The organism is Vibrio sp. 99-8-1, from assembly GCF_013114595.1.
Lineage (GTDB): Bacteria > Pseudomonadota > Gammaproteobacteria > Enterobacterales > Vibrionaceae > Vibrio.
Map to the genome: position 1 here is coordinate 34771 of NZ_VTXE01000009.1, position 23792 is coordinate 58562.

Below are 23792 nucleotides of genomic sequence, written 5' to 3' on the forward strand. Positions count from 1 at the left end.
ATGACGTCAAATAAAATGGACACAAAATTGGTAACGGCTGGACGTACAACACGATTTCAGCAAGGCTCTGTAAACCCTGTCATTCAACGGGCATCATCTTTGGTCTTTGACTCGGTTAAAGCCAAAAAAGCGGCAACAGCAAAACGTGGCGAAGGTGAGTTGTTTTACGGCCGACGCGGTACACTAACTCATTTCTCTTTTCAACAAGCAATGTGTGAACTAGAAGGAGGAGCAGGTTGTGCCTTGTACCCATGCGGAGCAGCGGCTATCTCCAACGCCATCTTATCGTTTGTAAAAAATGGCGATCACGTTTTAATGACGGGAGGCGCCTACGAGCCGACTCAAGACTTCTGTAATGTCATTCTCAAAGATATGGGGGTATCTACAACCTATTACGATCCAATGGTTGGTTTTGGTATCGCCGAATTAATACAGGAAAATACCAAAGTTGTTTTCTTAGAGTCCCCAAGCTCGATAACAATGGAGGTACAAGATATTCCGGCAATGGTTGCCGCTATTCGCAAAGTAAATCCTGAAATAATCATAATGATCGATAATACCTGGGCTGCGGGTATTTTGTTCCCGGCACTTGAGTACGATATTGATATTTCAATTCAAGCGGGAACCAAATACATTGTTGGTCATTCTGATGCCATGCTAGGTACCGCAGTATCGAATCAACGCTGCTGGGAGCAATTACGTGAACGCTCATATTTGATGGGGCAGATGGTTGATGCCGATACTGCCTATGTTGCCTCCCGTGGTCTACGCACTATGGGCATTCGATTAAAACAACATGCTGAGAACAGTATTAAAGTTGCGCAATGGTTAAGTGAACGTCCAGAAGTTGCTTATGTCAATCACCCAGCACTACCTAGCTGCAAAGGTCATGAGTTTTACGTTCGAGATTTTAACGGTTGTAACGGCCTATTTTCTTTCGTATTAAACCAACGTTTATCAGATCAACAACTGGCACATTATTTAGATAATTTTCAACATTTCAGCATGGCCTACTCATGGGGAGGTTATGAATCACTGGTATTAGCGAATCAGCCAGATGAGCTAAATGCCATTCGTCCTGCTGGTAAAGTTGAGTTCACAGGAACATTGGTTCGACTGCATATTGGCCTAGAGGACTGTGACGACTTAATTGAAGATTTACATCAAGGATTTTGTCGTATAACGAGTTAGTAAAATAGGACTATTAAATGTAAAACCGATATTCCTAGCAAACAGAAACCCTATTTAGGGTTTCTGTTTTAGTTACGAAGTAAGAAAAATATCACTAAATACAATCTAGAAGACAATAATCAATAGACCTCATTTACAGCAAACGGTGGTCACGCTACATTACCGTTAAATAGGCGGATTCAGGTTAAGTTGAAAATATTATATGATTGAGATTAAACATTTGCGTACTCTTTCAACTCTCCGAGATACCGGTTCTTTGACAGCAACAGCTAATATTCTCTGTCTAACCCAGTCCGCTCTTTCTCATCAACTTAAAGATCTTGAACAAAGATTAGGCTGCCCTCTTTTTCTTCGAAAAACTCGCCCTGTTCGATTTACTCCAGAAGGTAATATTTTACTAAAACTTGCTGATGAGTTTATTCCTAAAATTGCGGCTACCGAACATCAATTAGCCAACCTAAAAGAAGATACAAATGGACGTTTACATATGGCGATCGATTGCCATTCGTGCTTCCAATGGCTAATGCCTGCACTCAAGGAGTACCAAAGCCATTGGCCCGACGTAACTCTCGATTTTTCATCCGGTTTTGGTTTTGAACCCCTACCTGCCATTGTGTCTGGCGAACTGGATTTAGTAATAACATCTGATGTGCAGATAAAGAGTGAAATCCATTACGAACCTCTATTTGATTTTGAGATGAAACTGCTCGTCTCTCCAAGCCACCCACTAGCGAACAAAGACATTATTACAGCACAAGACTTAGCTGATGAAACTATCCTTATTTACCCGGTACAAAAGCAGCGATTAGATATCGTAAAACACTTCTTACAACCAGAAGGAGTAGAACCAAAAGTATGGAAACAAGCTGACAATACTCTAATGCTAGTTCAGATGGTTTCTGCCGGATTGGGGGTTGCTGCCCTGCCCAATTGGGCTGTGCATGATTTTGCTAGACAAAAATTAGTGGTAAGCAAATCTCTTGGTGAAGGGCTATGGCTAAGGTTATTTGCAGCAATTAGAGCGTCGGAGCTTGAGCGTCAATATCTTCAGTCTTTTTTTGCTATCGCTAAACAGCAATGTCAGAGCTATTTACAAGGTATAAAAGCGCCGTAACAAAAGATCCCCATCTAAAACGAGGCTCATTTATTAAAGTACTGCGACCTGAGTTCTAATACCGATGACGATCGTTCAAAGCATTGCATCCTCAAAATAAAAGCAATACCATTTTTCAAAAATAACCATAAAAACCCCAAATAAAACAATACTTTCGCACAATGTCATGAGCTTTCATGCAACAAGATTTCAGACGACTATTAAAAACCCAAACCTTGTCGAATTTTTTTCAGTCTCACCTCTCCTGCTGTCGATTCCATATTTCTGTTCAAGTATAAACGGAGCACTACTCACTCACCTATGGACAATAAATGCAGACAATAAAACAGCAACAAGTTGCCACCCTTTTATGTCAGGGGTTGTCTAACAAACAGATTGCTCGCCAACTCTACATATCGGAAAACACGGTCAAATACCACTGCAAACAGCTTTTTAAAACCCATAACGTACAGTGTCGTACCCAACTTACTGCACATCTCTTAACTTGCTCCAAAAACACAAAAATGGAGCCTTGTAAGTGACGAAATCTCTATTTAGAAAGCAAGCTTTGGATAAACAGCAAATTCGCTTAGAGGGAGAGGTACTGCTTCTGCAGCCTATCTCCCAACCACTGCTTGTGGGTGGCCTGACATCCATTGTACTTATTACGTTGCTTTTCCTTTTCAACGCTCAGTTTGCTCGGCAGGAGAGTGCTATTGGCATTATTACTCCTAATGGCGGTGTAATACATGTCTATGCGCAACAATCAGGTGTCGTTAAAGAGTTACTTGTAAGCGAAGGAGACACTGTTGAACAAGGTGACCCCATCGCAGTACTTAGTACCTCTAAAATCATGAGCACAGGAGAAGAAGCACAGCAACTCAGTATTAAATCGCTACAACAACAAATCAAATTACTCAACAACAAATTGCAACGACAACACACATTGTTTGCAAATGAAAAGCAGCAATTAGAAATTCAAAAAAAAGCACAGCAACTTGAAATTGAGCACCTAACGCGGCGTTCAGAACATAATAAAGAAAAGTTATTCCTTCAAATAAAGCAGCTTACTGCGGTCAAGAAGCTTGCACAAAAGGATTATATTAACGCCACTCAAGTAGACGAAACACACCGCCAATATCTTGAATTGGCTTCAGCGCAAGAATCAGTATTGCAATCACGCTCACAAAGCCAACAACAGTACTATTTATTAGAAGGTAAAATTGACGCTCTTCCGGTAAAACAGCAAGAAGAGATAGACTCGTTAGAAATGCAGATATTACAGTTAGAGCAGCAACTTATTGACGCTAAAGCTAATTATGAATTTGTACTTAGAGCGGAGCAGGCAGGAACAATCAGCAGCTTACAGTTCCAACTTGGTCAAATTGTCTCAGGAAATACGCCTCTTGCCAGTATTCTTCCCAAAGATAGTGAATTGCATGCAGAGCTGTTAATTCCCACTCAGGCAATAGGTTTTGTACAACAAGACCAAAAAGTCTCACTGCAATACGGCGCATTCCCTTACCAAAAATTTGGTTTATATCAGGGAAAAGTAAAACAGATCAGCCGTACGGCCTTACTACCAAATGAACTACACAACTTACCAATATCGATTGACGTCCCTGTCTACCGAGTCACTGTTAGTCTCGATACACAAAGCGTTTTTGCTTACGGCGAAGAGTTCCCGTTGCAATCGGGAATGCAGTTACAAGCCAATATCCGACTCGATGAACGCAGCCTATTTGAATGGCTACTTGAACCAATCTTTAGTCTACGAGGACGTTTCTCCTAATGTCACAGTCAAACCATACCTTACTTAAACTTAACTCTCGTCCATATCTGCCTGTCATTCATCAAACCGAAGCTGCTGAGTGTGGCTTAGCCTGCCTTGCTATGGTGGCGCATTATCATGGCTATCGCTCAGATCTGAACCAACTGAGACGTCGATTCTCTATCTCTAACCATGGTATCAACTTAAAACAATTGATCGCTATGGCTGGCAAGCTCAACCTTATTGGCAGAGCGCTACAACTTGATCTTGAGCATCTGCCCCAGTTACAGCTTCCATGTATTATTCACTGGGATATGAACCATTTTGTGGTACTAAAATCCGTTTCAGCAAATAAAGCCGTTATTCATGATCCCGCCTCTGGTGAAAAAACCATGTCGCTGGAGGAGTTTGCGAACCACTTTACGGGTATTGCGCTTGAACTAACGCCATCTGAAGAGTTTGTACAAAAAGAAGAGAAACAGCGTCTGAGATTCCGCCAGTTGTGGAGCAAAATCATTGGCCTTAAGCGCTACCTCATTCAGATTTTAGTACTGTCTGTGCTGCTGCAACTTTTCACTGTTGCCGCCCCCTTTTATCTGCAAACGATAGTGGATGACGTTCTACTCAGAAACGACTACCAATTGCTGATGGTGTTGGCGGTTGGGTTTGGCTTAGTCATGCTAATTAAAGCCATGACAGAGTGGTTAAGAGACATTCTGGTACTTCACCTTTCCAGTAAAATAAGTATTCAAATGGCCGCCAACATCTTCCGTCATCTTATTCGTCTTCCTCTAGACTATTTTGAAAAACGTCATATGGGTGACATCGTTTCTCGATTTGGTTCCCTAAATGAGATCAAAGAGTTACTCAGCTCAGGTATCGTAGCGGTGATCGTCGATGGTGCACTGACCATCGTCACCTTAGTAGTGATGTTTTATTACAGCAAGTTGCTGGCCAGTGTCGTGCTGTTGTTTGTTGCAATATACAGCTTGTTGCGAGTGGCATTCTATCGCCCAGTTCGAACAATTACGGAAGCGAGCATCGTTTCAAGAGCCAAAGAGAACTCCAACTTTATGGAGACCTTAAGAGCGATTCAGAGCATTAAAGTATTCAGTAAAGAGCATGACAGACAAAATCTATGGCAAAACCGTTATGCGGAGGCAATGAACAAAGAAATACAGCTGGGCCGCTGGGTAATCGGCATTAATTTCATCAACAACTTACTGTTTGGTTTAGAAAATATTATCGTCATCTATTTAGCCGCAGATGCGGTTATGGGTAACATTATCTCTTTAGGCATGCTATATGCCTTTATGAGTTATAAATCTCAATTTACCACAAGTGTCGACTCGCTGATTACAAAAGCCATTGAAATCAAAATGCTTAGTTTACACTTAGAAAGGCTCTCCGATATCGCCCTGACACCTACCGATCCCTCTCACGAATTGTCAATTCACAGCTCGATTGAAGGAACGCTAAGTGTTAAATCGTTATGCTATCGATATTCAGAAGAAGAACCCGAAGTCTTTAAGAACTTAAATTTCACCATAAATGATGGCGAATCAGTGGTTATAGTTGGCCCTTCAGGATGTGGAAAATCAACACTGTTAAAGTGCTTAATGGGGCTATTCTCTTCTTACAAAGGAAGTGTATTGATTGGCGACACTCCCATTGAGCAGAGTGGAAGCTATCGCAGCCAAATAGCCGCCGTTATGCAAGATGATCAACTTATCTCCGGCTCTATTGCGGACAATATCGCATTCTCAGAAACCGACATTGATTTTGAATGGCTGCACCAATGCGCATCCATAGCCAATATTCATAATGAAATCATGGCGATGCCAATGAATTACAACACCTTTATCGGAGATATGGGCTCATCTCTTTCAGGAGGTCAAAAACAACGCCTGCTATTAGCCAGAGCTCTCTATCGAAAACCCAAAATACTATTTTTAGATGAAGCGACGTCTCATCTCGATATTGATAATGAAAATATTGTTAACGACAATATTAAAAAATTAGATATCACTAGAATTATTGTGGCTCACCGAAAGGAAACCATTAACTCTGCTGAACGTATAATTCGGTTGTAATGTCATCGTTATAACTACCCATTTGAGTAGTGTATTTATTATCTTTAATGGTTGATCATGGTTTTCCTAAATGAAAATTCAATTAAAGAATATAGATTAAATAAGATTCATAAAGGATATAAATTATGAGAGAAGTTAGCTCAGAAGAACAAAATCATATCTGCGGCGGGTGGGTGACCTATTTCGATGTTATCAAAGCAGTAAATTTGGGATATGCTGCGGCATTAACTGTAGCTCTATTTGCTACTGCTCTCGGCTATATTTTAGGTAGTCAACGCTAAAAAATACCACTCAGAATGTATAAGGGTTCATCCATGAAAGAACTGACACTTCAACAAGCCGAGAAAATAAATGGTGGCGTAGTAATTACCGTATCACTAGCTTTAATTTTTGGAATCAACTACTTATTAGGTCGGCAATTTAGAAACTTATTCATAACCTCACAATAATTGGAGAACGATAATGAAAGAACTCACTAGCAATGAAACAGAACTTGTTTCTGCTGGACTCTTCTCATCCTACTTTGTGTACAGTGGAATGGTAGAACTAACACTAGGAATTACCGTCGCAGTTAGCATCGCAGGGGCCGCTATCAGCACAATACTAAGGGCTGTTGAAAGAAACCGTAATAATAACGCTTAGTCATAACATTAGTACGATTGAAAAGATTTTATCTATATTTATTAAGGAGGTAAGTCATGAAAGAAATTGGAATCAAAGATCAAGAAAAAATTTGTGGTGGGACACTTTTCTCTGCATATATTGGGTACATGATTGGTGTTCACGTTCTTTATGTTGCATATTCAGCGGCAGTAATAACGGGTCACGTAGCCGCAATAGGAGCCACAGCAACAGCAGCTGTTGCGGGCTTTATTACCGGAACACAAAGCGATTAGGGAGGGATTATGCAAGAACTCACAATCAAAGAAACAGAAACCATAACTGGTGGCGTTTTCATTACTACAATTGCATTTTCTTTACTATTTGCCGCTGGCTACATTTTTGGTCAAAAACTTTAACTATTAAATTAAAGGAAAAGCAGATGAAAACGTTAACTGAAGATCAGGTTGAGCTTGTTTCTGGTGGGGTTGAGCTTGTTTCTGGTAGTTTTATACTCAATATAATATTTTTTACTACTGGATATATCAGTCTTTTAACCATGTTAACCGCAGGTATTGGCTCTGCAGCCATAATATGGAGTAATCAAAAGTAATAGCCATATATTTTCACAAGGTCTGACAATTAAAAATAGAAGACTCGCGAAAAAAATAATAGTCAATACTACCTTTTTGGGTAGTGTACTTACCAACATTATTTAACGATGATGAACACCGCAAGTAAAAACATACAGATATTATATATTTTTTAATTGTTTTCAAAGAAAGCAATTAAAAATAAACCCAATAAAACCATTCAATGGAGAATCTATATGAAAGAACTAAACAACAAAGAAACCGAACTTGTTTGTGGCGGATTTTACAACAACTTATTTTCATGGGCAGAAAAAGCACTTACAAACCTTACCTCATTAATATCTAATATTATCAGCTTCGTGCCGAAATTTAACTTATGGTAATTAATCCATAGATTGAACTACGCTACATCTGTTCATCATACTTCCAGATAAGACACGATGTAGAAGGTTCTTTCTCGGTACAATGTCCATCATGGCCTTCAGCTACTCTGAGTACCATACAGCTGAAGGCCTTGCTATATAAAAAGTTTAATAAAACTGTCCATTCAATTTCTCATCATTATCCATGCTTATCACTCAGATAAGTTCTTTCAGAACCCGTCATGGATAACGAATTAATCAAATGTATTAATGCAAATAACAATACTTTTATAAAACAATACTGCTATAAAATAATACAGCGATGAAAAGAAGATCGAGCTGGCCTTTTGATTACTCTAGAAACAACAAAGCCCCGACTTTCGTCGAGGCTTTGTTGTATAAATATGGTACCGGTGGGCGGACTTGAACCGCCACGCCCGAAGGCAACGGATTTTGAATCCGTCGTGTATACCAATTTCACCACACCGGCATCTTAAGGCAGAAGCCTTTTGATGTCTGGCATTATACGGATGAAACTAACGCGTGCAAGAGGAAATTCCTTAGTTGTGAGTTAGTTGTTGAATAATTCACCATAAACACTTCAATGAGAAGCCAATACACATAAAAGCGCCACGACAAATCGTGGCGCTTTCTTCAAAAGTCATCAATTAGTACTGACTCTACCAATTCCAACCATTTTCTAACCAACCCCAGTAAACTGGCGGATATGGCGCTTTCAATGGCGGTGGCCCAACAAGAGCAAATGACAATATTAAGTTACCAACAATCAAGAACAATACCGCATAAAAAGTGAATGTTTGTAAGTTATTGAGTACTCGACCTGTAGCCGGAACATTTTTACAGAAATCAAATACTTTTGGCATCATCGTCATTAGTAAACCCACAACGAGTACCACTGCTGTTTGAAGTAAGTAACCCCAAAAATACATATGAACACCCATAAATCGGCCTTCAGTACCTTCAAACACAAACCAGTGGAAAGTCGAGTGGCGAATACTCATATAAATATCGATGGACGCCAGAATTAATACGAAACCAACAAATTGTGGTCTAGGTCCATATCGTAATACTAAACATGAAACCAACATGACCAATAATATAAGTTGTCTTGTAATTAAGCAGCTCGCGCAAGGCATATCACCTAGATATAGTTGTTCATAAAATGTTGCGGTGAATATTCCAAATCCTAAAATAAGAGTAGCAATTGCAACTATGTTATAAAAACTATTCTCACTAATATCTAATTTAAACATAATATCGTCTCCTTATACTGGACCATAGATAAATGGGTGCTTCCAGATATAAGCAATGATATATCCTACAAGCGTAACTAAAGAGATTACAAACCAACGAATTGAAGACTGTTCTTTTTCTGGGCTTTTTATAAGCCACCAACAAACTAATGTCATAAAAACATATATTAATGTATTCATAATAGTTTCCTTAATAAAACTAAAATCAGTAAATTCGAAACTATTATTAAATAGAAAAAAACACAGAATGATGATGCAAGGCAAGTGCGTTAGAAAACAAACAAATTAAAAACGATCTGATATCGTCGCAATAGGCAGCATATCAACGGCACCCGTTGAGTTCACACATGTTAAGGCTCTTCAGCTCTACTCCTTTAGGATAGGTTTGGAAAGGTTTGGATTTTGTAAATACTCCTGAATCTCTCTTACTTGGCCGATACCAGCCTTGTTAAGTTCTGAAAATCGTTGATAGTTGTACTCCGCTCCTCTTTGGTTATCTACTTGCTCATCCGCTACACCAAGTAAGTAATAGTTAACAGGACTAGGAGAACTTTCTGCGGCGAAAAACAGATATGGGTACGCTTTTTCAACCTCATTATTTAATAACAATGCCATTCCGAGGGTGGTATTGGCGATATTGCACCTTGGGTTTTGTTCAAATGCTTCTTCTGCTTGTAATAAAGCGAGTTGTCTATTGCTCTCATCTCTATCATTTAAAAATTTCATTGTGGAGATATAAGAGCTTAATGAATCTAATAAATAATAAGAACGACCTGAGTTCTTAAGTTTTTTCAGTTCATTCTCCATTACCTCTAACTCTGTGGCACCTTTTCCTTGATAAAATAGAGAAATAGCTCTTGCAATAATTTCCCAGTCTTGATAATTCTTTATTGAGGTAATTCTGTGATTATCTACATTATAATCGGTCTGTTCAGGCACCATATATGTTTTAATTTCCAGAATTAAATCACCAATTGACGAAAAAAACTCATCTTTTGTAAAGTACTTTTCAAACTTAACTGTTTGTATCTCTTTATTCCTAAAAAACTGAAGCATTAAGTTAATGACATAACCATCGCCATCTCGTCTCATCCATGACTTTAATTCATAATCACTTTCCAGCACAGTGAGCGTTTCTATGTCTTTAAGATGCTCACCACGATATCCAACAATGTTCTTTGAAGAGTTAAGCCCGAAATATATATATTCATAGACACTTTTGGCAATACTATAGTCGGCACTATTATCTAGAACGATATTATGAAAGACTAATGGCACGACACCTTGTTCCAACAAGACACTATTTTCAATAGTGTCTTGTTTATCCGTTTTTATCGCTTCATAAGCGGAGATTCCAGCCACCATTATTACCAAAAACAGTAGAGCTCCAACCAGCCTTCCTTTATTAGGGCTTTTGCTATTGTTGTTACTTACGGGTTTTGTCTCTTTAGTCTCTATTTCCGATACTTCGATATCCAGTAAGTAGCCCTGTTTTGGTATGGTTTTTATTATTTGATAGGGTCTCGTTCTATCATTTAGCTGAGTCCTTAATAGGCTGATCACCTGACGGACTAAATTCTCAGAGACCTCTTTCCTTTTCCAAACACAATCCGCAAGCTCTTGAGCACTGATAACTTCTTTTCGTTTATCTATAAAAAACATCAACATTCGTGATTGAAGAGGCTCTAAATGGTGCTTCTCTCCATCCACGATGAGATAGCTCTCTGCGGCATTAAAAGTCATTTCAGAGGAAGCGTGGAGGCGATAAGATTTGGATAGTGACATGACAATTACATTTAGGAAAAGCGCGATTAAGCCATACTAAAAGTTTTCTTATTGTTATAGCAAGTTATCAATAGGCACAACGATAACTCGATCGGTTAAAGGAGACATTAAATCCTCAATTACGCATCAAATCTGGCAAAACGCTCCGATGCAGCAACGTAGCCTTCATCACACTCTGACCATTTAACTGGCGATTATCAGAAAATATTATCGTGTTTTTTATCAACAACATTAAATGACAACAAACTAACTAAGAAGATTAGTAAATAAAACACACCAATATTTATTCATCTATAGAAAATATATAACCAGTTAATTTGAAAAATTAAATTTGACACAATTAACCTTCCAGTCGCAAATAGAAGAAAATAACAAAACTATCAATAACCAAATATGAACGACGCTATCTGACTATCGTTATGAACAGCACATATAGTCTAATATTATAATTTACTTATTATAAATTCAGCTCGCGAATATTGACCCATTACTATTATTGAAATTCACTTATTACTCAAACACTTAAGTTCGGGGTACTCCCACTATGGTAAAACTTAGTTTCAAAGGTGCTTTGCTCGTCTCTATTTCAGTTTTAATAGCGGTGTCCGTTGGTAGCGCAAACTATTTGGCTTATATAAATGAAAGAGATGCGTTGCAATCCAACATTTTTATAAATGCTGAACAACGAGTAGAGGTAGAAGCAAAACGCATTCAAGATTTTATGAATGGTAAAGCTACCGCCGTCAATAACCTCGCCGATGATTATAAAACTTTCCAGTACACCTCTGATCACGCACAACGCATGCGTGTTGCAGGCATTACTGCCGATGTTGGAAATATGATGATCGGTTTTAAAAATGGCGATGCCTATGCTTCTTATAATTATGAAGGCTGGGTCGATCACAAAAACCCCAGCAGTTACGATCCAAGACAGAGACCATGGTATCAGGCTGCGCAACAGACAGGACAACTGATATATACCGATGCCTATACCGATGCAACATCAGGCAATTTAATGGTAAGCATCGGGAAGTCGTTTAACGAAGGGGTGGTATTAGCTGATGTATCTCTGGATGTTTTAAACAAAAGCGTAAAAGAGATCAACATGCTCGGGGCGCTGTCCGTCATCATGTCAGAAGATACCACGGCTCTAGCAAGCACATCTAATGTTGTAAAAAACGGCAATAAGCTGACAGATTTCGCCTCTTTAAAAAATGCCGTTCAAACCGTTGTTGGGCAAACACATGCTATGGTTGAGTACCAGTTAAAGGGCGCAGACAAGATCATGTTTTCACGTCAAATCATACTTGGTGATAAAACATGGTATCTACTGGTAGCTTTAGATAAAAAAATCGTTTTTGCTCCGATAGATCAAGCCAAACAGGCGGCGATTTACTCTTCATTTATTTATGTATTAATCAGTATTGTGCTCTCTCTTTTGATTATTAATTACTTATATCGCCCAATACTGGCGCTAAAGGCAACGATACAGAGTTTATCAAGTGGTGATGGCGACCTTACTCAGCGCCTTGAGGTGAAATCGAATGATGATCTTGGCCAAATTGCCACTGGTGTTAATGAGTTTATCGAAAGCCTACAATCTATGATGCAAGAGATTGAGACATCGACATTAACCCTCAAAACTGACGTTGATGCATTAATGGTGCAAAGCCAAAACAATTCGGAGATCCTAGCAAAGCACGTCGTTGAAACTGAGCAAATCGTTGCCGCAATCGAACAGATGAATGCTACTGCAGAGACCGTTGCACATCATGCCGCAGAGACCGCACAATTTACCTCTGAAGCAGCGGTAATGGGAGGAGACTCATTAACCGTCGTTGGAGAAGCTCAGACCAAAGTGACCTCTCTTGTCGATGTGGTTGACAGGACCTCCACTAGCATTCGAGAGATGAGTGAAGAAACTAAAGGAATAAACTCAATACTAACGGTAATAGGCGAAATTGCGGAACAGACCAACCTACTGGCTTTAAATGCCGCTATTGAGGCCGCAAGAGCGGGAGAACAAGGACGAGGATTTGCAGTCGTTGCCGATGAGGTACGAGCGCTCGCTAGCCGGACTCAGACCAGCACTGGTGAAATTGAAAAAGCGCTAGGCAGTCTAATCCATGGTAGTGAGTCTGTCAGCAACTCCATGGACACAACCAAAACAACCTGCAATGAAACATTCCAAAGTACTGAAATGGTAGGTAAACGAATTAATGGCCTGACTACGCATATATCAGAGATCAATGATCTCAGTACTCAGATCGCCACAGCAGCAGAGGAACAAAGTAGTGTCACTCATGAAGTCAGTCGCAATATGGCCTCAATAAATGAAATGGTTAATCAATTGAACAGCAACGGACAAGAGTCAGCGATGCAAACTCAAAGCATTTCTGAGGTTAATTCGCAGATAACCCAGCTAGTCAGCCGGTTCAAGTTGCGCTAATGGCGATCAGTTGTACTCGTAATCATAATCGTCGTCACGGGCTAAAATAAGCCGTTTGGCTAACAAAAAACCTCTAGAGGTGATATCACTTCTAGAGGTTTATCTATTGGCTTAAGCCGCTATCGCGACCTCTGTTTAACTCGCTTCTCTCTCAAGTTTCTCCAAGTTACTTACGACCTCTTTCGATAATGGCTCGACTTCTTTATATAAGTTTTCTGCTTGCTCAATATTGCCTTTCTCTGACTCAATTAAAATCAACTTGATCACTTCATGCAACCTAGCGTGAGGAGGCTCAATGTTTTTAAATGCCGTCAAATGCGCGTAGTTTTGCTTTCCTTCGCTGTAATACCATTTACCCAATATGCATTCATGATGAGAACAGGCTTGATCGTGAGTTATCGCGCTGGTGTCACCATTTAAGTAAGATCGCACTCGAGTTTTCCAAGCTAAATGAGCTTGTTTTGCATTGCTAAAGTCAATGGTCTTGCTTTTACCCAGATCAAAGTCACTAAGCAAACTTTGCAAATGGATAGCGTTAGAGTTAATACGGTTGGCTTTTTCTTGTAATTGATTCGCCTCGCCTTGAGTCATGGAGGCTTGTTCACTGATAGTTTCAATGCTTTGGCTCATCTCCACTGCCACCAAGCTCTGCTCTTCCGCTGCTGTTGCAATTTGAGTACTCATGTCGTTAATTAAATTCATACCATCAGCAACTTTGGCAAAAATTTCACGAGAAGAAGCCACTTTAGATAGGGCATCTTGTGCCTCTTGATTATTTACTTCAATGGTTTTCGCCGAATCCACGATGCCTTCGGATAAACTGTCGAGCATCGAGCGTATCTCTTGAGTCGCCTCCTGTGTTCGAACCGCGAGTCCACGTACCTCGTCGGCAACAACTGCAAAGCCGCGCCCCTGTTCCCCGGCCCTAGCCGCTTCAATAGCCGCATTTAACGCCAACAAATTGGTTTGATCTGCGATACCACTTATTACATCGGTGATTTTACTGATCTGTTCACTATCAGCAGATAAGGTGTTGATTTTTTCAGTTGTCGCAGACAGCTCCGCCGAAAAAGCTTCCATTGAATGCAGCGTATTTCTAACCACATCATCCCCTTCAGACACCGTTGCATTCGCTTCGTTTGTAGTATCTGACGAATTAACGGCATTCTTTGATACCTCTTCAACCGTTGCACTCATTTCATTCATGGCAGTGGCCACTTGAGCCGTATGACCCGCCTGATGCTCCATATTTCTCAACATACTAAAACTTGCTGCAGACAATTGATCTGCCGATACAATCAAGTCCTGAGTAGATGAAACAACTTGTCCGAGGATAGTTTTACTTCTTGCTTGCAGTAGTTTTACTGCCGCTATCGTTCTACCCACTTCATTCATTGTCCCTATTTCAATTTTTTGATTGTAATCACCGCTGGTCATCTCTCTTAATCGAGCACGAATGTCATTTAGCGGATAGAGAAGTCCTTTTATAGAGCGCCACCATGCAAATGCGGTCGCTAAAATAGAGATAGATAACAACACTGTCAGTACTGGGTGCGCATCTTTTAAACTAAAATAAAGAGCAATAGAAAGGGCGACAATATTGAAACTGAAGATTGAGTTGAATTGAGTTTTAAATGAGAGTTGACGAAGAATACTGGGTCTAGGCAGCTTCAAACTGCCATCACTGTTCATTTTCGAGTATAGGGTTTCTGCTTTCGCTATTTGTTCCCTAGATGGCTCGGAACGTACCGATTGATAACCCGTAATTGAACCGTCTTTAAATACTGGTGTTACAAAAGCTTCTACCCAATAATGGTCACCATTTTTGCATCTATTTTTTACGATCCCTCGCCATGCAGAGCCTTCACGAACCGTTTCCCATAAGCTTTCAAAAGCGGCTTTAGGCATATCTGGATGACGTACAATATTATGATCTTGGCCAATGAGCTCATCTAAACTAAAACCACTAATGGATAAAAACGCATCATTTACATAGCGAATTTTCCCATCAAGGTCCGTAACAGAAACAAGATCCTCTGAAGAGATAAATTTCTGCTCTTTTGATGTAATTGGTTGGTTGTTACGCATTCAGTCCCCTTATCTATACAATTTAGGTATCCACTCCAATGACCTTAAGATGTCGTATTCAGTCCCGCATTGATGATGCTTATCTTAAAAAACAACGGAAAAAAACTGCATGCTCAAACCAATGCCTTGCTCAAAAGCCAATAAAATCAGGCTGAGCACGTAATCTAAAATCACTAAAGTACAATTTAATAATAGAAAACAACAATGCGTTATCAACTTGTTACATCACATATTACTGATAACAATACCTTTAATAGATGGAAATCAATTTATCATCGCTATATCCTGTGCAAACTTCTCAAGTTCATTTATTTTTCTTTCTCAAAACATCAAGGTTACTCAAAACATGAACCCTCCAGCCAGTTTATTTAGGCGTTTAGCCGCATTAATGTATGACGGATTAATCATCTTAGCGATTGAAATGCTAGCTGGCGGACTGGTTGTCGCCATTTTAGAAGCTTTTGTCGCTGGCGGATTGATGACCTATGGCCCTTATCAAGATGTGAGTGACTTATTAGCTCATCACCCTATTTGGAGCTACGTATATACCGCTTATCTCGGCATTGTCTGGATTGGATTCTTTGTTTTCTTTTGGACCAAAGCTGGGCAAACGTTGGGGATGCGAGCATGGAAATTACGCGTACAAAGCCTTGATGGCCGCTTAATTAGTAAGCGACAAGCTTTGATAAGAGTAGGAACATCCTGCTTTGGCTTAGCCAATTTACTGGTACCTTTTCACCCTAAAAAAAGAGGTTTTCACGACCTTTGGGCAAAAACGGAAGTAGTGGTACTGAGCAGAGTTTAATGGCCAAGGTTAAGTTAAAAGAGAAATGTATTGGCAAAGTTATTCGCCAATGAATAACACGCTTAAACGCAATTTGACGACCTAATTACTGCGATTAGAATAGGTCATATAAAATAGAAAAGGAGGCATTTGGCCTCCTTTTTCAGTCAAACAGTGAATCTTTATTATACGTTTCGCCGCAGCAATAAAATTGCCACCCCTAAAAAGAGAATACTCGGCGCCACAGCCCCAACAATGGCCGGGATCTCGTACACTAAGCTAAGAGGTCCAAAAAACTCACTGGAAATATAGAAAGAAAACCCAACCACGATACCCGATATTATCCTTGCGCCCATCGTCACACTTCGCAGAGGACCAAAAACAAACGACAACGACAATAGCATCATCACTGCAATCGCCAATGGCTGCGTCAACTTGCGCCAAAATGCTAATTCATAGCGAGAAGCATCTTGCTCCGACGCCTTCAGATAATTTACATAATCGTAAATACCGGTAAGTGTCAATTCCTCAGGTTTCACCGTCACAATTGACAACTTGTCTGGCTCTAAGTTGGTCTTCCACTGATAGTTAGGTGAGACTTCTTTATATAGCTGAATAGAACCATCCATGTAAGTCTTTTGCACATCTTGTAAGTTCCATACCTGATCACCCATATATTGCGCTGATGCTGCATAAATGATGGTATTAAGCGTGTTACTTCTGTCAAAGCTCCAAATATTAATGCCATTTAATTCTTCATCGTCAACTCTGGCAATAAATACGTAATCATTAGCATCACGAGCCCATACCCCACTTCTCACCGAGACAATATTGCCACCAGACAGAGCAAAAGCACGAACTTCCCTTGCCAACTTAGCAGACTGAGGAGCGCCCCACTCGCCAATGGCGATAATTATAAGCATAAGGGGAAGCGCTGTTTTTAAGACAGAAACACCAATATCCAGTTTAGAAAAACCGGCCGCCTGCATAACTGTCAATTCAGAGCTAGAAGCTAACATGCCAAGAGCGATAAGAGAGCCTAGTAGTGTTGCCATTGGGAAGAACATACTGATGTCCCACGGCACCTCCAGCAGAACATAATACAATGCATGCATCATGTCATAGGTACCTTTGCCTACTTTTCTTAACTGCTCTACATATTTAATGATGCCAGACAAACCAACCAAAGTAGCCAATGTGAGCGATGTCGTCGCAATAATGGTTTTACCAATATAAAGATCGAATATCTTAAACACGTTTAACTAACCTTTTTTGTCTAAATTTATCTTTAATTCGTCTCACCGCAACACTGTCCATATAGTTCAGAGTTAGCCCAGCGATAAATAAGGCGATATTGACCGGCCACATACCAATAACCACGGGGATATTTCCCTCTTCAATAGCAGACTTACAAGCACTGAGCGCCAAGAAATAGGTCATATAAATCAAAAGAGCAGGCCCCATTTTGGCGAATCGACCCTGTCTTGGGTTTACTGACGACAAGGGCACAACGATTAATGTTAGTAGTGGAATACATACAATTAATGAAATCCGCCATTGAAGTTCTGCGTGTGCTTGCCTTTCAGAAGAAGCCAATAGTTCAATGGTTGGCATATCTTCCCAGTCTCGCCCACCTTTTTTTACTTCTCGCTGACCAATCAAAGCATCGTATTGATCATATTTTGTCACCATATAATCGAGGCGAGTTGGAACCCCTTCGTAACGGGTACCTTCAATAAGAGATAGGATCTGTCGACCATCGGCCAACTCTTTTACCACACCAGACTTTGCCATCATCACACTAGGTAAAATGGAGTCTCTAGGTAATATTTGTGCAACGAAAACATCGGTTAACTGTTTATTTTTCACATCATCAATAAACACAACTGCCGATCCATCCGGTGTTCGCTGAAATTGCCCCTTCTGTAACAGCTCAACACTGGTATCCGCTTGCAGCTGTTCCATGGTTTCAGCCCGCTTATCTAAAGCCCAAGGTGTTAACCATAAAGAGTTAAAAGCGGACGCACCTGCGGTAATCAAAGCAAGATAAAATGCAGCTTGTATCAAGAACTTATTCCCGATTCCTGTGGCATTCATTACAGTTATCTCGCTTTCAGCGTAAAGACGCCCAAAAGTGATTAATATTCCCACATATATACTTAAGGGCAGCATCATAGCTCCCATGGCGGGCATATTTAAACCAACAAACGTCAGTATCAAATTGGCGGGAATATCACCGTCTGACGCCTGTGCCAAAATACTGATGAATTTTTGACTTAAAAAAATCAGAAACAGTATAAAAAAGATGGCCAATTGGCTTTTGATTGTCTCGCGGATCAAATATCTAACAATAATCACGCTAAAAGTACCTATACAAAACTTGTTTTTTTGCTCTAATCACTATAATTTCTCGTTAAACCTTTTATTTTATAAATTTTTAACTGATTGTTGATGTCTAACTTGGATCGATTTTAAAAGGCTAAGTTCCGATTATCCAACATTTAGTTTGATTTGTCTTTAACATGTAGGAGTTTGCATGGAGTTCAGTGTAAAAAGTGGCAGCCCAGAGAAACAACGCAGCGCTTGTATCGTCGTAGGCGTATTCGAACCTCGTCGACTTTCTCCAGTGGCTGAACAACTAGATAAGATCAGTGACGGCTATATTAGTTCACTACTGCGTCGAGGTGATCTAGAAGGTAAACCCGGTCAAATGTTGCTATTGCATCAAGTTCCAGGGGTACTTTCAGAAAGAGTTCTTCTTGTCGGTTGTGGTAAAGAACGTGAACTCGGTGAACGTCAATACAAAGAGATTATCCAAAAAACCATCAGCACCCTAAACGAAACAGGCTCGATGGAGGCAGTATGCTTCTTAACAGAATTGCACGTTAAAGGACGCGATACCTATTGGAAAGTACGTCAAGCCGTTGAGTCAACCAACGATGGTCTCTACACTTTTGATCAATTTAAGAGTAATAAGCCAGAAACTCGCCGCCCTCTGCGTAAGTTGGTATTCAATGTCCCTACACGCCGCGAGCTAAATTTAGGTGAAAAGGCCATTGCTCACGGGCTAGCGGTTTCATCCGGTGTTAAAGCATCCAAAGATTTAGGCAACATGCCACCAAACGTTGCCAACCCTGCCTACTTAGCCTCTCAGGCCCGTCGTCTTGCTGATGACTATGAGTCCATCACCAGTAAAATTATCGGTGAAGAAGAGATGGAAAAGCTAGGAATGACCTCTTACCTTGCCGTTGGGCGTGGTTCTCACAATGAGTCCATGATGTCGGTAATGGAGTACAAAGGGAGCCCTGATCCAGAAGCCAAACCGATCGTCATCATTGGTAAGGGCCTCACATTTGACTCCGGCGGTATCTCATTAAAACCAGGCGAAGCCATGGATGAGATGAAATACGACATGTGCGGAGCAGCATCTGTTTTTGGTGCGATGAAAGCGTTAGCCAAATTGGACCTGCCGATTAATGTCATCATGATCTTAGCGGGTTGTGAAAACATGCCGGGCAGCAATGCATACCGTCCGGGAGACATTCTCACTACTATGTCAGGTCAAACGGTAGAAGTTCTTAATACCGATGCTGAAGGTCGCTTAGTTCTGTGTGATGCCCTCACCTATGCAGAGCGTTTTGAGCCTGAATGTGTGATTGATGTGGCAACCCTAACCGGCGCTTGTGTTATCGCACTAGGTCACCATATCAGTGGATTAGTATCGAACCACAATCCACTCGCGCATGAACTGGTTAATGCTTCTGAGCAAGCGGGTGATCGAGCATGGCGCATGCCTATGGCAGATGAGTACCAAGAACAGTTAGCCAGTCCATTTGCGGATATGGCAAATATTGGTGGACGCCCGGGAGGTACCATTACTGCTGGTTGCTTCCTGTCTAAGTTTGCTAAAAAATACAATTGGGCACATATTGATATTGCTGGAACAGCATGGAAATCAGGCAAAGCGAAAGGTTCTACCGGACGTCCCGTCTCAATGCTTGTCCAGTTCCTGCTAAATCGCAGTGGCCAAGAAATTGAAGAGTAAACATTCAATTTAGAAAAGGGCCACAAGGCCCTTTTCTTTTATCTAAATTATGAATACTGCAACTTTCTACATCATTCAAGCTGACTCTGTTCAATGCACCAAGGCGGGCTTTGAAGAGTATGTTCTGTTTCTCATTGAGCATTTCTCTTTGCAAGGTGCCAAGTTGTACCTCAATACCGAAGATAAACAGCAAGCAGAACATTGGGATAACTTGATTTGGCAACGGCCAACAGAGCGTTTTTTACCGCATCATTTAATTGGTGAAGGGCCCAAAAACGGCACAGGAATAGAAATTGGCTACAGCAAATTGAAGCCTAGCTGGAATAGGCAACTAGTAATAAATGTGGCGAATGATAAGACAAACTTTGCGGGATCCTTTAATCAAGTGGTAGACTTCGTTCCTTGTGATGAAAATGCAAAGCAACTTGCTCGAGAAAGATATAAAATCTACCGTCAAGCTGGCTATCAATTGCAGACGATCGACATAAACCATCAAAAGTAGTCAATCCTTATAGTTAAGCTCTCCCAATAGAGAGTTCACTTATAACGATTGACATAAATTAACTACATTCAGAACCCATCCTTAAACCGTTGGGCTTAGAGTAAGACGACAGGTAACGCTATATAAATATATAGGTTTATCAATCGGCTAAGCGATAAGTTCAATAGAAAAAAAAGGATAGAAGAGCGCTATGGAAAAGACATATAACCCAACATCGATTGAACAGTCTCTATACCAAACTTGGGAAGAGAAAGGCTATTTCAAACCACACGGTGATACATCAAAAGACGCATATAGCATCATGATCCCACCGCCAAATGTCACTGGCAGCCTGCATATGGGCCATGCGTTCCAAGACACCATCATGGATACGCTAATTCGTGCAGAGCGCATGAAAGGCAAAAACACTCTTTGGCAAGTAGGTACAGACCACGCAGGTATCGCAACACAAATGGTTGTTGAGCGTAAGATTGCGGCTGAAGAAGGCAAAACCAAGCACGATTATGGTCGTGATGCTTTTATTGACAAGATTTGGGAATGGAAAGGCGAATCGGGCGGCACCATCACAAAACAGCTTCGTCGTCTTGGCGCATCTGTCGATTGGGATCGTGAACGTTTTACCATGGATGATGGTTTATCAAATGCGGTTCAAGAAGTGTTTGTTCGTCTGTATGAAGATGACTTGATTTATCGCGGTAAGCGTCTCGTTAACTGGGATCCTAAATTACATACTGCTATTTCTGATCTAGAAGTTGAAAATAAAGACAAGAAAGGCCATATGTGGCACTTCCGCTATCCATTAGCAGATGGTGTAAAAACAACAGAAGGCAAAGACTACATTGTCGTCGCAACTACTCGTCCAGAAACCATGTTGGGTGACACAGGTGTTGCGGTTAACCCAGAAGATCCTCGCTATAAAGACCTTATTGGTAAAGAGATTCTGCTTCCTGTGGTTAATCGTCGTATTCCAATTGTTGGCGACGAACACGCAGACATGGAAAAAGGCACCGGTTGTGTAAAAATCACTCCTGCCCACGATTTCAATGACTACGAAGTAGGTAAGCGTCATCAATTGCCTATGATCAATATCTTAACTTTCAATGCAGATATTCGTCATAGCGCGGAAGTATTCACTACCAACGGTGAAGCAAGTGAAGCTTACTCAGCAGAACTTCCAGAAAAATACCAAGGTCTGGAGCGCTTTGCCGCTCGCAAAACCATTGTGGCTGAGTTTGATGAACTGGGCTTATTAGAAGAAATTAAAGATCACGATCTTACGGTACCTTATGGTGACCGTGGTGGTGTCGTTATTGAACCAATGCTAACGGATCAATGGTACGTTCGTGCTGCTCCTCTTGCTGAGACTGCAACCAAAGCAGTTGAAGATGGTGAGATTCAGTTCGTTCCTAAACAGTACGAGAACATGTATTTCTCTTGGATGCGTGATATTCAAGATTGGTGTATCTCTCGTCAACTTTGGTGGGGTCACCGTATCCCAGCATGGTACGACAATGATGGCAATGTATACGTAGGCAGAACAGAAGAAGAAGTTCGTGAGAAGCATGGTCTTGCACCTGTCGTGGTACTAAATCAAGACGATGATGTTCTTGATACTTGGTTCTCATCGGCTCTTTGGACATTCGGTACACAAGGCTGGCCAGAAAACACCGACGATTTAAAAACATTCCACCCATCTGATGTTTTGGTTACAGGCTTTGACATCATCTTCTTCTGGGTTGCTCGTATGATCATGATGACGATGCACTTCTGTAAAGATGAGAATGGCAAACCACAAGTACCATTTAAAACCGTTTACGTTACTGGCCTTATCCGTGACGAAAATGGCGACAAGATGTCTAAATCCAAAGGAAACGTTCTGGACCCAATCGATATGATTGATGGTATCGATCTTGAATCTTTGGTAGAAAAACGCTGTGGCAATATGATGCAACCAAAACTGGCTGCAAAAATTGAGAAAAACACTCGTAAAACATTTGAAAACGGTATCGAACCTTACGGAACCGATGCGCTGCGATTTACCCTTGCGGCAATGGCTTCAACAGGCCGTGACATCAACTGGGATATGAAACGCCTTGAAGGTTATCGTAACTTCTGTAACAAGCTATGGAATGCTAGCCGATATGTTCTAATGAACACTGAAGAGCATGACTGTGGCATGACCAAGGGTGCAGAGTTAGAGTTTTCTCTTGCGGATAAATGGATCGAGTCTCAGTTTGAGCTGACCGCTAAAGAGTTTAACGCTCATATCGACAACTACCGTTTAGATATGGCGGCGAATACCATTTATGAATTTATCTGGAACCAATTCTGTGACTGGTATTTAGAGTTAACAAAACCTGTACTATGGAAAGGCAGCGAAGCACAACAACGCGCCACACGCCACACGCTAATTACTGTACTTGAGAAGACCTTGCGTCTTGCTCACCCAATCCTTCCATACATCACTGAGTCCATCTGGCAAAGTGTTAAGCCGTTGGTTGATGGCGTTGAAGGTGACACCATCATGAATCAAGCTCTTCCTCAGTTTGAAGAAGCCAAATTTGATGAAAGTACTATTGCTGATATCGAGTGGGTAAAAGCCTTTATCTCAAGTATCCGTAACCTTCGTGCAGAATACGACATCGCGCCAAGCAAACCGCTCGATGTTATGCTTAAAGCCGCTGACTCTACTGATAATGCACGCCTGCAAGCGAACCTTACCGTAATTCAGTCTCTGGCGAAGCTTGAAACCGTAAAAGTGTTAGCACAAGGTGAAGAGACACCAGCCTGCGCAACAGCATTGGTTGGCAAGTCTGAACTATTGATTCCAATGGCAGGCTTGATAGACAAAGATGCTGAACTCGCTCGTTTAACTGGCGAAGTGAAGAAGATCGAAGGTGAAATCAAGCGCATTGAAGGCAAACTTTCAAACCAAGGGTTTGTAGCAAAAGCGCCTGAAGCCGTGGTTGCTAAAGAACGTGAAAAACTGGATGGCTACAAAGAAACACTGGTTAAACTGGCTGAGCAGCAAGGAACCATCGCTGCGCTGTAAAACCATAATCATCTAGTTCAATAATATTGAGCCGATCCTAGCGAATAGGGTCGGCTTTTTTATTTTTTGTCTTCTCACTACTTGACCAAAGCGGTGTAGTTTCATAGTTT

General features: G+C 40.9%; 19 protein-coding genes and 1 tRNA gene. 13 read left to right on the forward strand and 7 right to left on the reverse strand.

The window, feature by feature from the left end; all coding sequences use genetic code 11:
- The 8 genes from metC to F0227_RS06440 all read left to right on the forward strand — a co-directional run bounded on the left by metC (position 1) and on the right by F0227_RS06440 (position 7361).
- Positions 1-1191, forward strand: coding sequence for a cystathionine beta-lyase (metC, locus tag F0227_RS06400; RefSeq protein WP_171752363.1), 1191 nt, complete (start codon positions 1-3; stop codon positions 1189-1191).
- A gap of 202 nt (positions 1192-1393) precedes the next feature.
- Positions 1394-2305, forward strand: a complete 912-nt coding sequence (locus F0227_RS06405; RefSeq protein ID WP_171752364.1) for a LysR substrate-binding domain-containing protein — start codon at positions 1394-1396, stop codon at positions 2303-2305.
- Positions 2306-2822: 517 nt separating this feature from the next.
- Positions 2823-4076, forward strand: coding sequence for an HlyD family efflux transporter periplasmic adaptor subunit (locus F0227_RS06415; RefSeq protein ID WP_171752366.1), 1254 nt, complete (start codon positions 2823-2825; stop codon positions 4074-4076).
- Positions 4076-6148 (forward strand): peptidase domain-containing ABC transporter, encoded by a 2073-nt coding sequence (locus F0227_RS06420; RefSeq protein WP_171752367.1) that lies wholly within the window; start codon positions 4076-4078, stop codon positions 6146-6148. Before F0227_RS06415 ends, F0227_RS06420 begins: the two co-directional genes overlap by 1 nt.
- Before the next feature lie 125 nt (positions 6149-6273).
- Complete coding sequence (locus F0227_RS06425; protein ID WP_171752368.1) at positions 6274-6429, forward strand: hypothetical protein; 156 nt, start codon at positions 6274-6276, stop codon at positions 6427-6429.
- A gap of 181 nt (positions 6430-6610) precedes the next feature.
- A complete protein-coding gene (locus F0227_RS06430) occupies positions 6611-6790 on the forward strand; it encodes a hypothetical protein (RefSeq protein ID WP_171752369.1) in 180 nt (59 codons plus the stop codon).
- A 56-nt stretch (positions 6791-6846) separates the two neighbouring features.
- Positions 6847-7044, forward strand: a complete 198-nt coding sequence (locus F0227_RS06435; RefSeq protein ID WP_171752370.1) for a hypothetical protein — start codon at positions 6847-6849, stop codon at positions 7042-7044.
- A 146-nt stretch (positions 7045-7190) separates the two neighbouring features.
- Positions 7191-7361, forward strand: a complete 171-nt coding sequence (locus F0227_RS06440; RefSeq protein WP_171752371.1) for a hypothetical protein — start codon at positions 7191-7193, stop codon at positions 7359-7361.
- Between the two features lie 747 nt (positions 7362-8108).
- Here the strand turns inward: F0227_RS06440 and F0227_RS06445 are convergent.
- The 4 genes from F0227_RS06445 to F0227_RS06460 all read right to left on the reverse strand — a co-directional run bounded on the left by F0227_RS06445 (position 8109) and on the right by F0227_RS06460 (position 10762).
- Positions 8109-8193 (reverse strand) — tRNA-Leu (locus F0227_RS06445).
- A 190-nt stretch (positions 8194-8383) separates the two neighbouring features.
- Positions 8384-8977, reverse strand: coding sequence for a disulfide bond formation protein B (locus tag F0227_RS06450; RefSeq protein ID WP_171752372.1), 594 nt, complete (start codon positions 8975-8977; stop codon positions 8384-8386).
- Positions 8978-8989: 12 nt separating this feature from the next.
- On the reverse strand, positions 8990-9157 hold the full coding sequence (locus F0227_RS06455; protein ID WP_171752373.1) for a hypothetical protein: 168 nt from the start codon (positions 9155-9157) through the stop codon (positions 8990-8992).
- 186 nt (positions 9158-9343) lie between these two features.
- On the reverse strand, positions 9344-10762 hold the full coding sequence (locus tag F0227_RS06460) for a winged helix-turn-helix domain-containing protein (protein ID WP_171752374.1): 1419 nt from the start codon (positions 10760-10762) through the stop codon (positions 9344-9346).
- Between the two features lie 544 nt (positions 10763-11306).
- On the opposite strand from F0227_RS06460, the gene F0227_RS06465 reads away from it, so the two are divergent.
- Positions 11307-13211 carry a methyl-accepting chemotaxis protein gene (locus F0227_RS06465; RefSeq protein ID WP_171752375.1) on the forward strand — a complete coding sequence of 635 codons (1905 nt, stop codon included), beginning with the start codon at positions 11307-11309 and terminating at the stop codon, positions 13209-13211.
- Positions 13212-13346: 135 nt separating this feature from the next.
- Here F0227_RS06465 and F0227_RS06470 read toward each other — a convergent pair whose 3' ends face one another.
- Positions 13347-15299: a methyl-accepting chemotaxis protein gene (locus F0227_RS06470; RefSeq protein WP_171752376.1), complete on the reverse strand. Its 1953-nt coding sequence runs from the start codon at positions 15297-15299 to the stop codon at positions 13347-13349.
- 346 nt (positions 15300-15645) lie between these two features.
- On the opposite strand from F0227_RS06470, the gene F0227_RS06475 reads away from it, so the two are divergent.
- Positions 15646-16104 (forward strand): RDD family protein, encoded by a 459-nt coding sequence (locus F0227_RS06475; RefSeq protein WP_171752377.1) that lies wholly within the window; start codon positions 15646-15648, stop codon positions 16102-16104.
- A gap of 164 nt (positions 16105-16268) precedes the next feature.
- Here F0227_RS06475 and lptG read toward each other — a convergent pair whose 3' ends face one another.
- Positions 16269-17339, reverse strand: a complete 1071-nt coding sequence (gene lptG / locus F0227_RS06480; RefSeq protein ID WP_171752378.1) for an LPS export ABC transporter permease LptG — start codon at positions 17337-17339, stop codon at positions 16269-16271.
- Complete coding sequence (gene lptF / locus F0227_RS06485; protein WP_171752379.1) at positions 17332-18441, reverse strand: LPS export ABC transporter permease LptF; 1110 nt, start codon at positions 18439-18441, stop codon at positions 17332-17334. The genes lptG and lptF overlap by 8 nt, the downstream gene beginning before the upstream one ends.
- Positions 18442-18619: 178 nt before the next feature.
- On the opposite strand from lptF, the gene pepA reads away from it, so the two are divergent.
- The 3 genes from pepA (at position 18620) to F0227_RS06500 (ending at position 23682) form a co-directional block, all read left to right on the forward strand.
- Positions 18620-20128, forward strand: coding sequence for a leucyl aminopeptidase (pepA, locus tag F0227_RS06490; RefSeq protein WP_171752380.1), 1509 nt, complete (start codon positions 18620-18622; stop codon positions 20126-20128).
- Positions 20129-20177: 49 nt separating this feature from the next.
- On the forward strand, positions 20178-20630 hold the full coding sequence (locus F0227_RS06495) for a DNA polymerase III subunit chi (RefSeq protein WP_171752381.1): 453 nt from the start codon (positions 20178-20180) through the stop codon (positions 20628-20630).
- A gap of 190 nt (positions 20631-20820) precedes the next feature.
- Positions 20821-23682 (forward strand): valine--tRNA ligase, encoded by a 2862-nt coding sequence (locus tag F0227_RS06500; RefSeq protein WP_171752382.1) that lies wholly within the window; start codon positions 20821-20823, stop codon positions 23680-23682.
- Positions 23683-23792 lie beyond the last annotated feature (110 nt).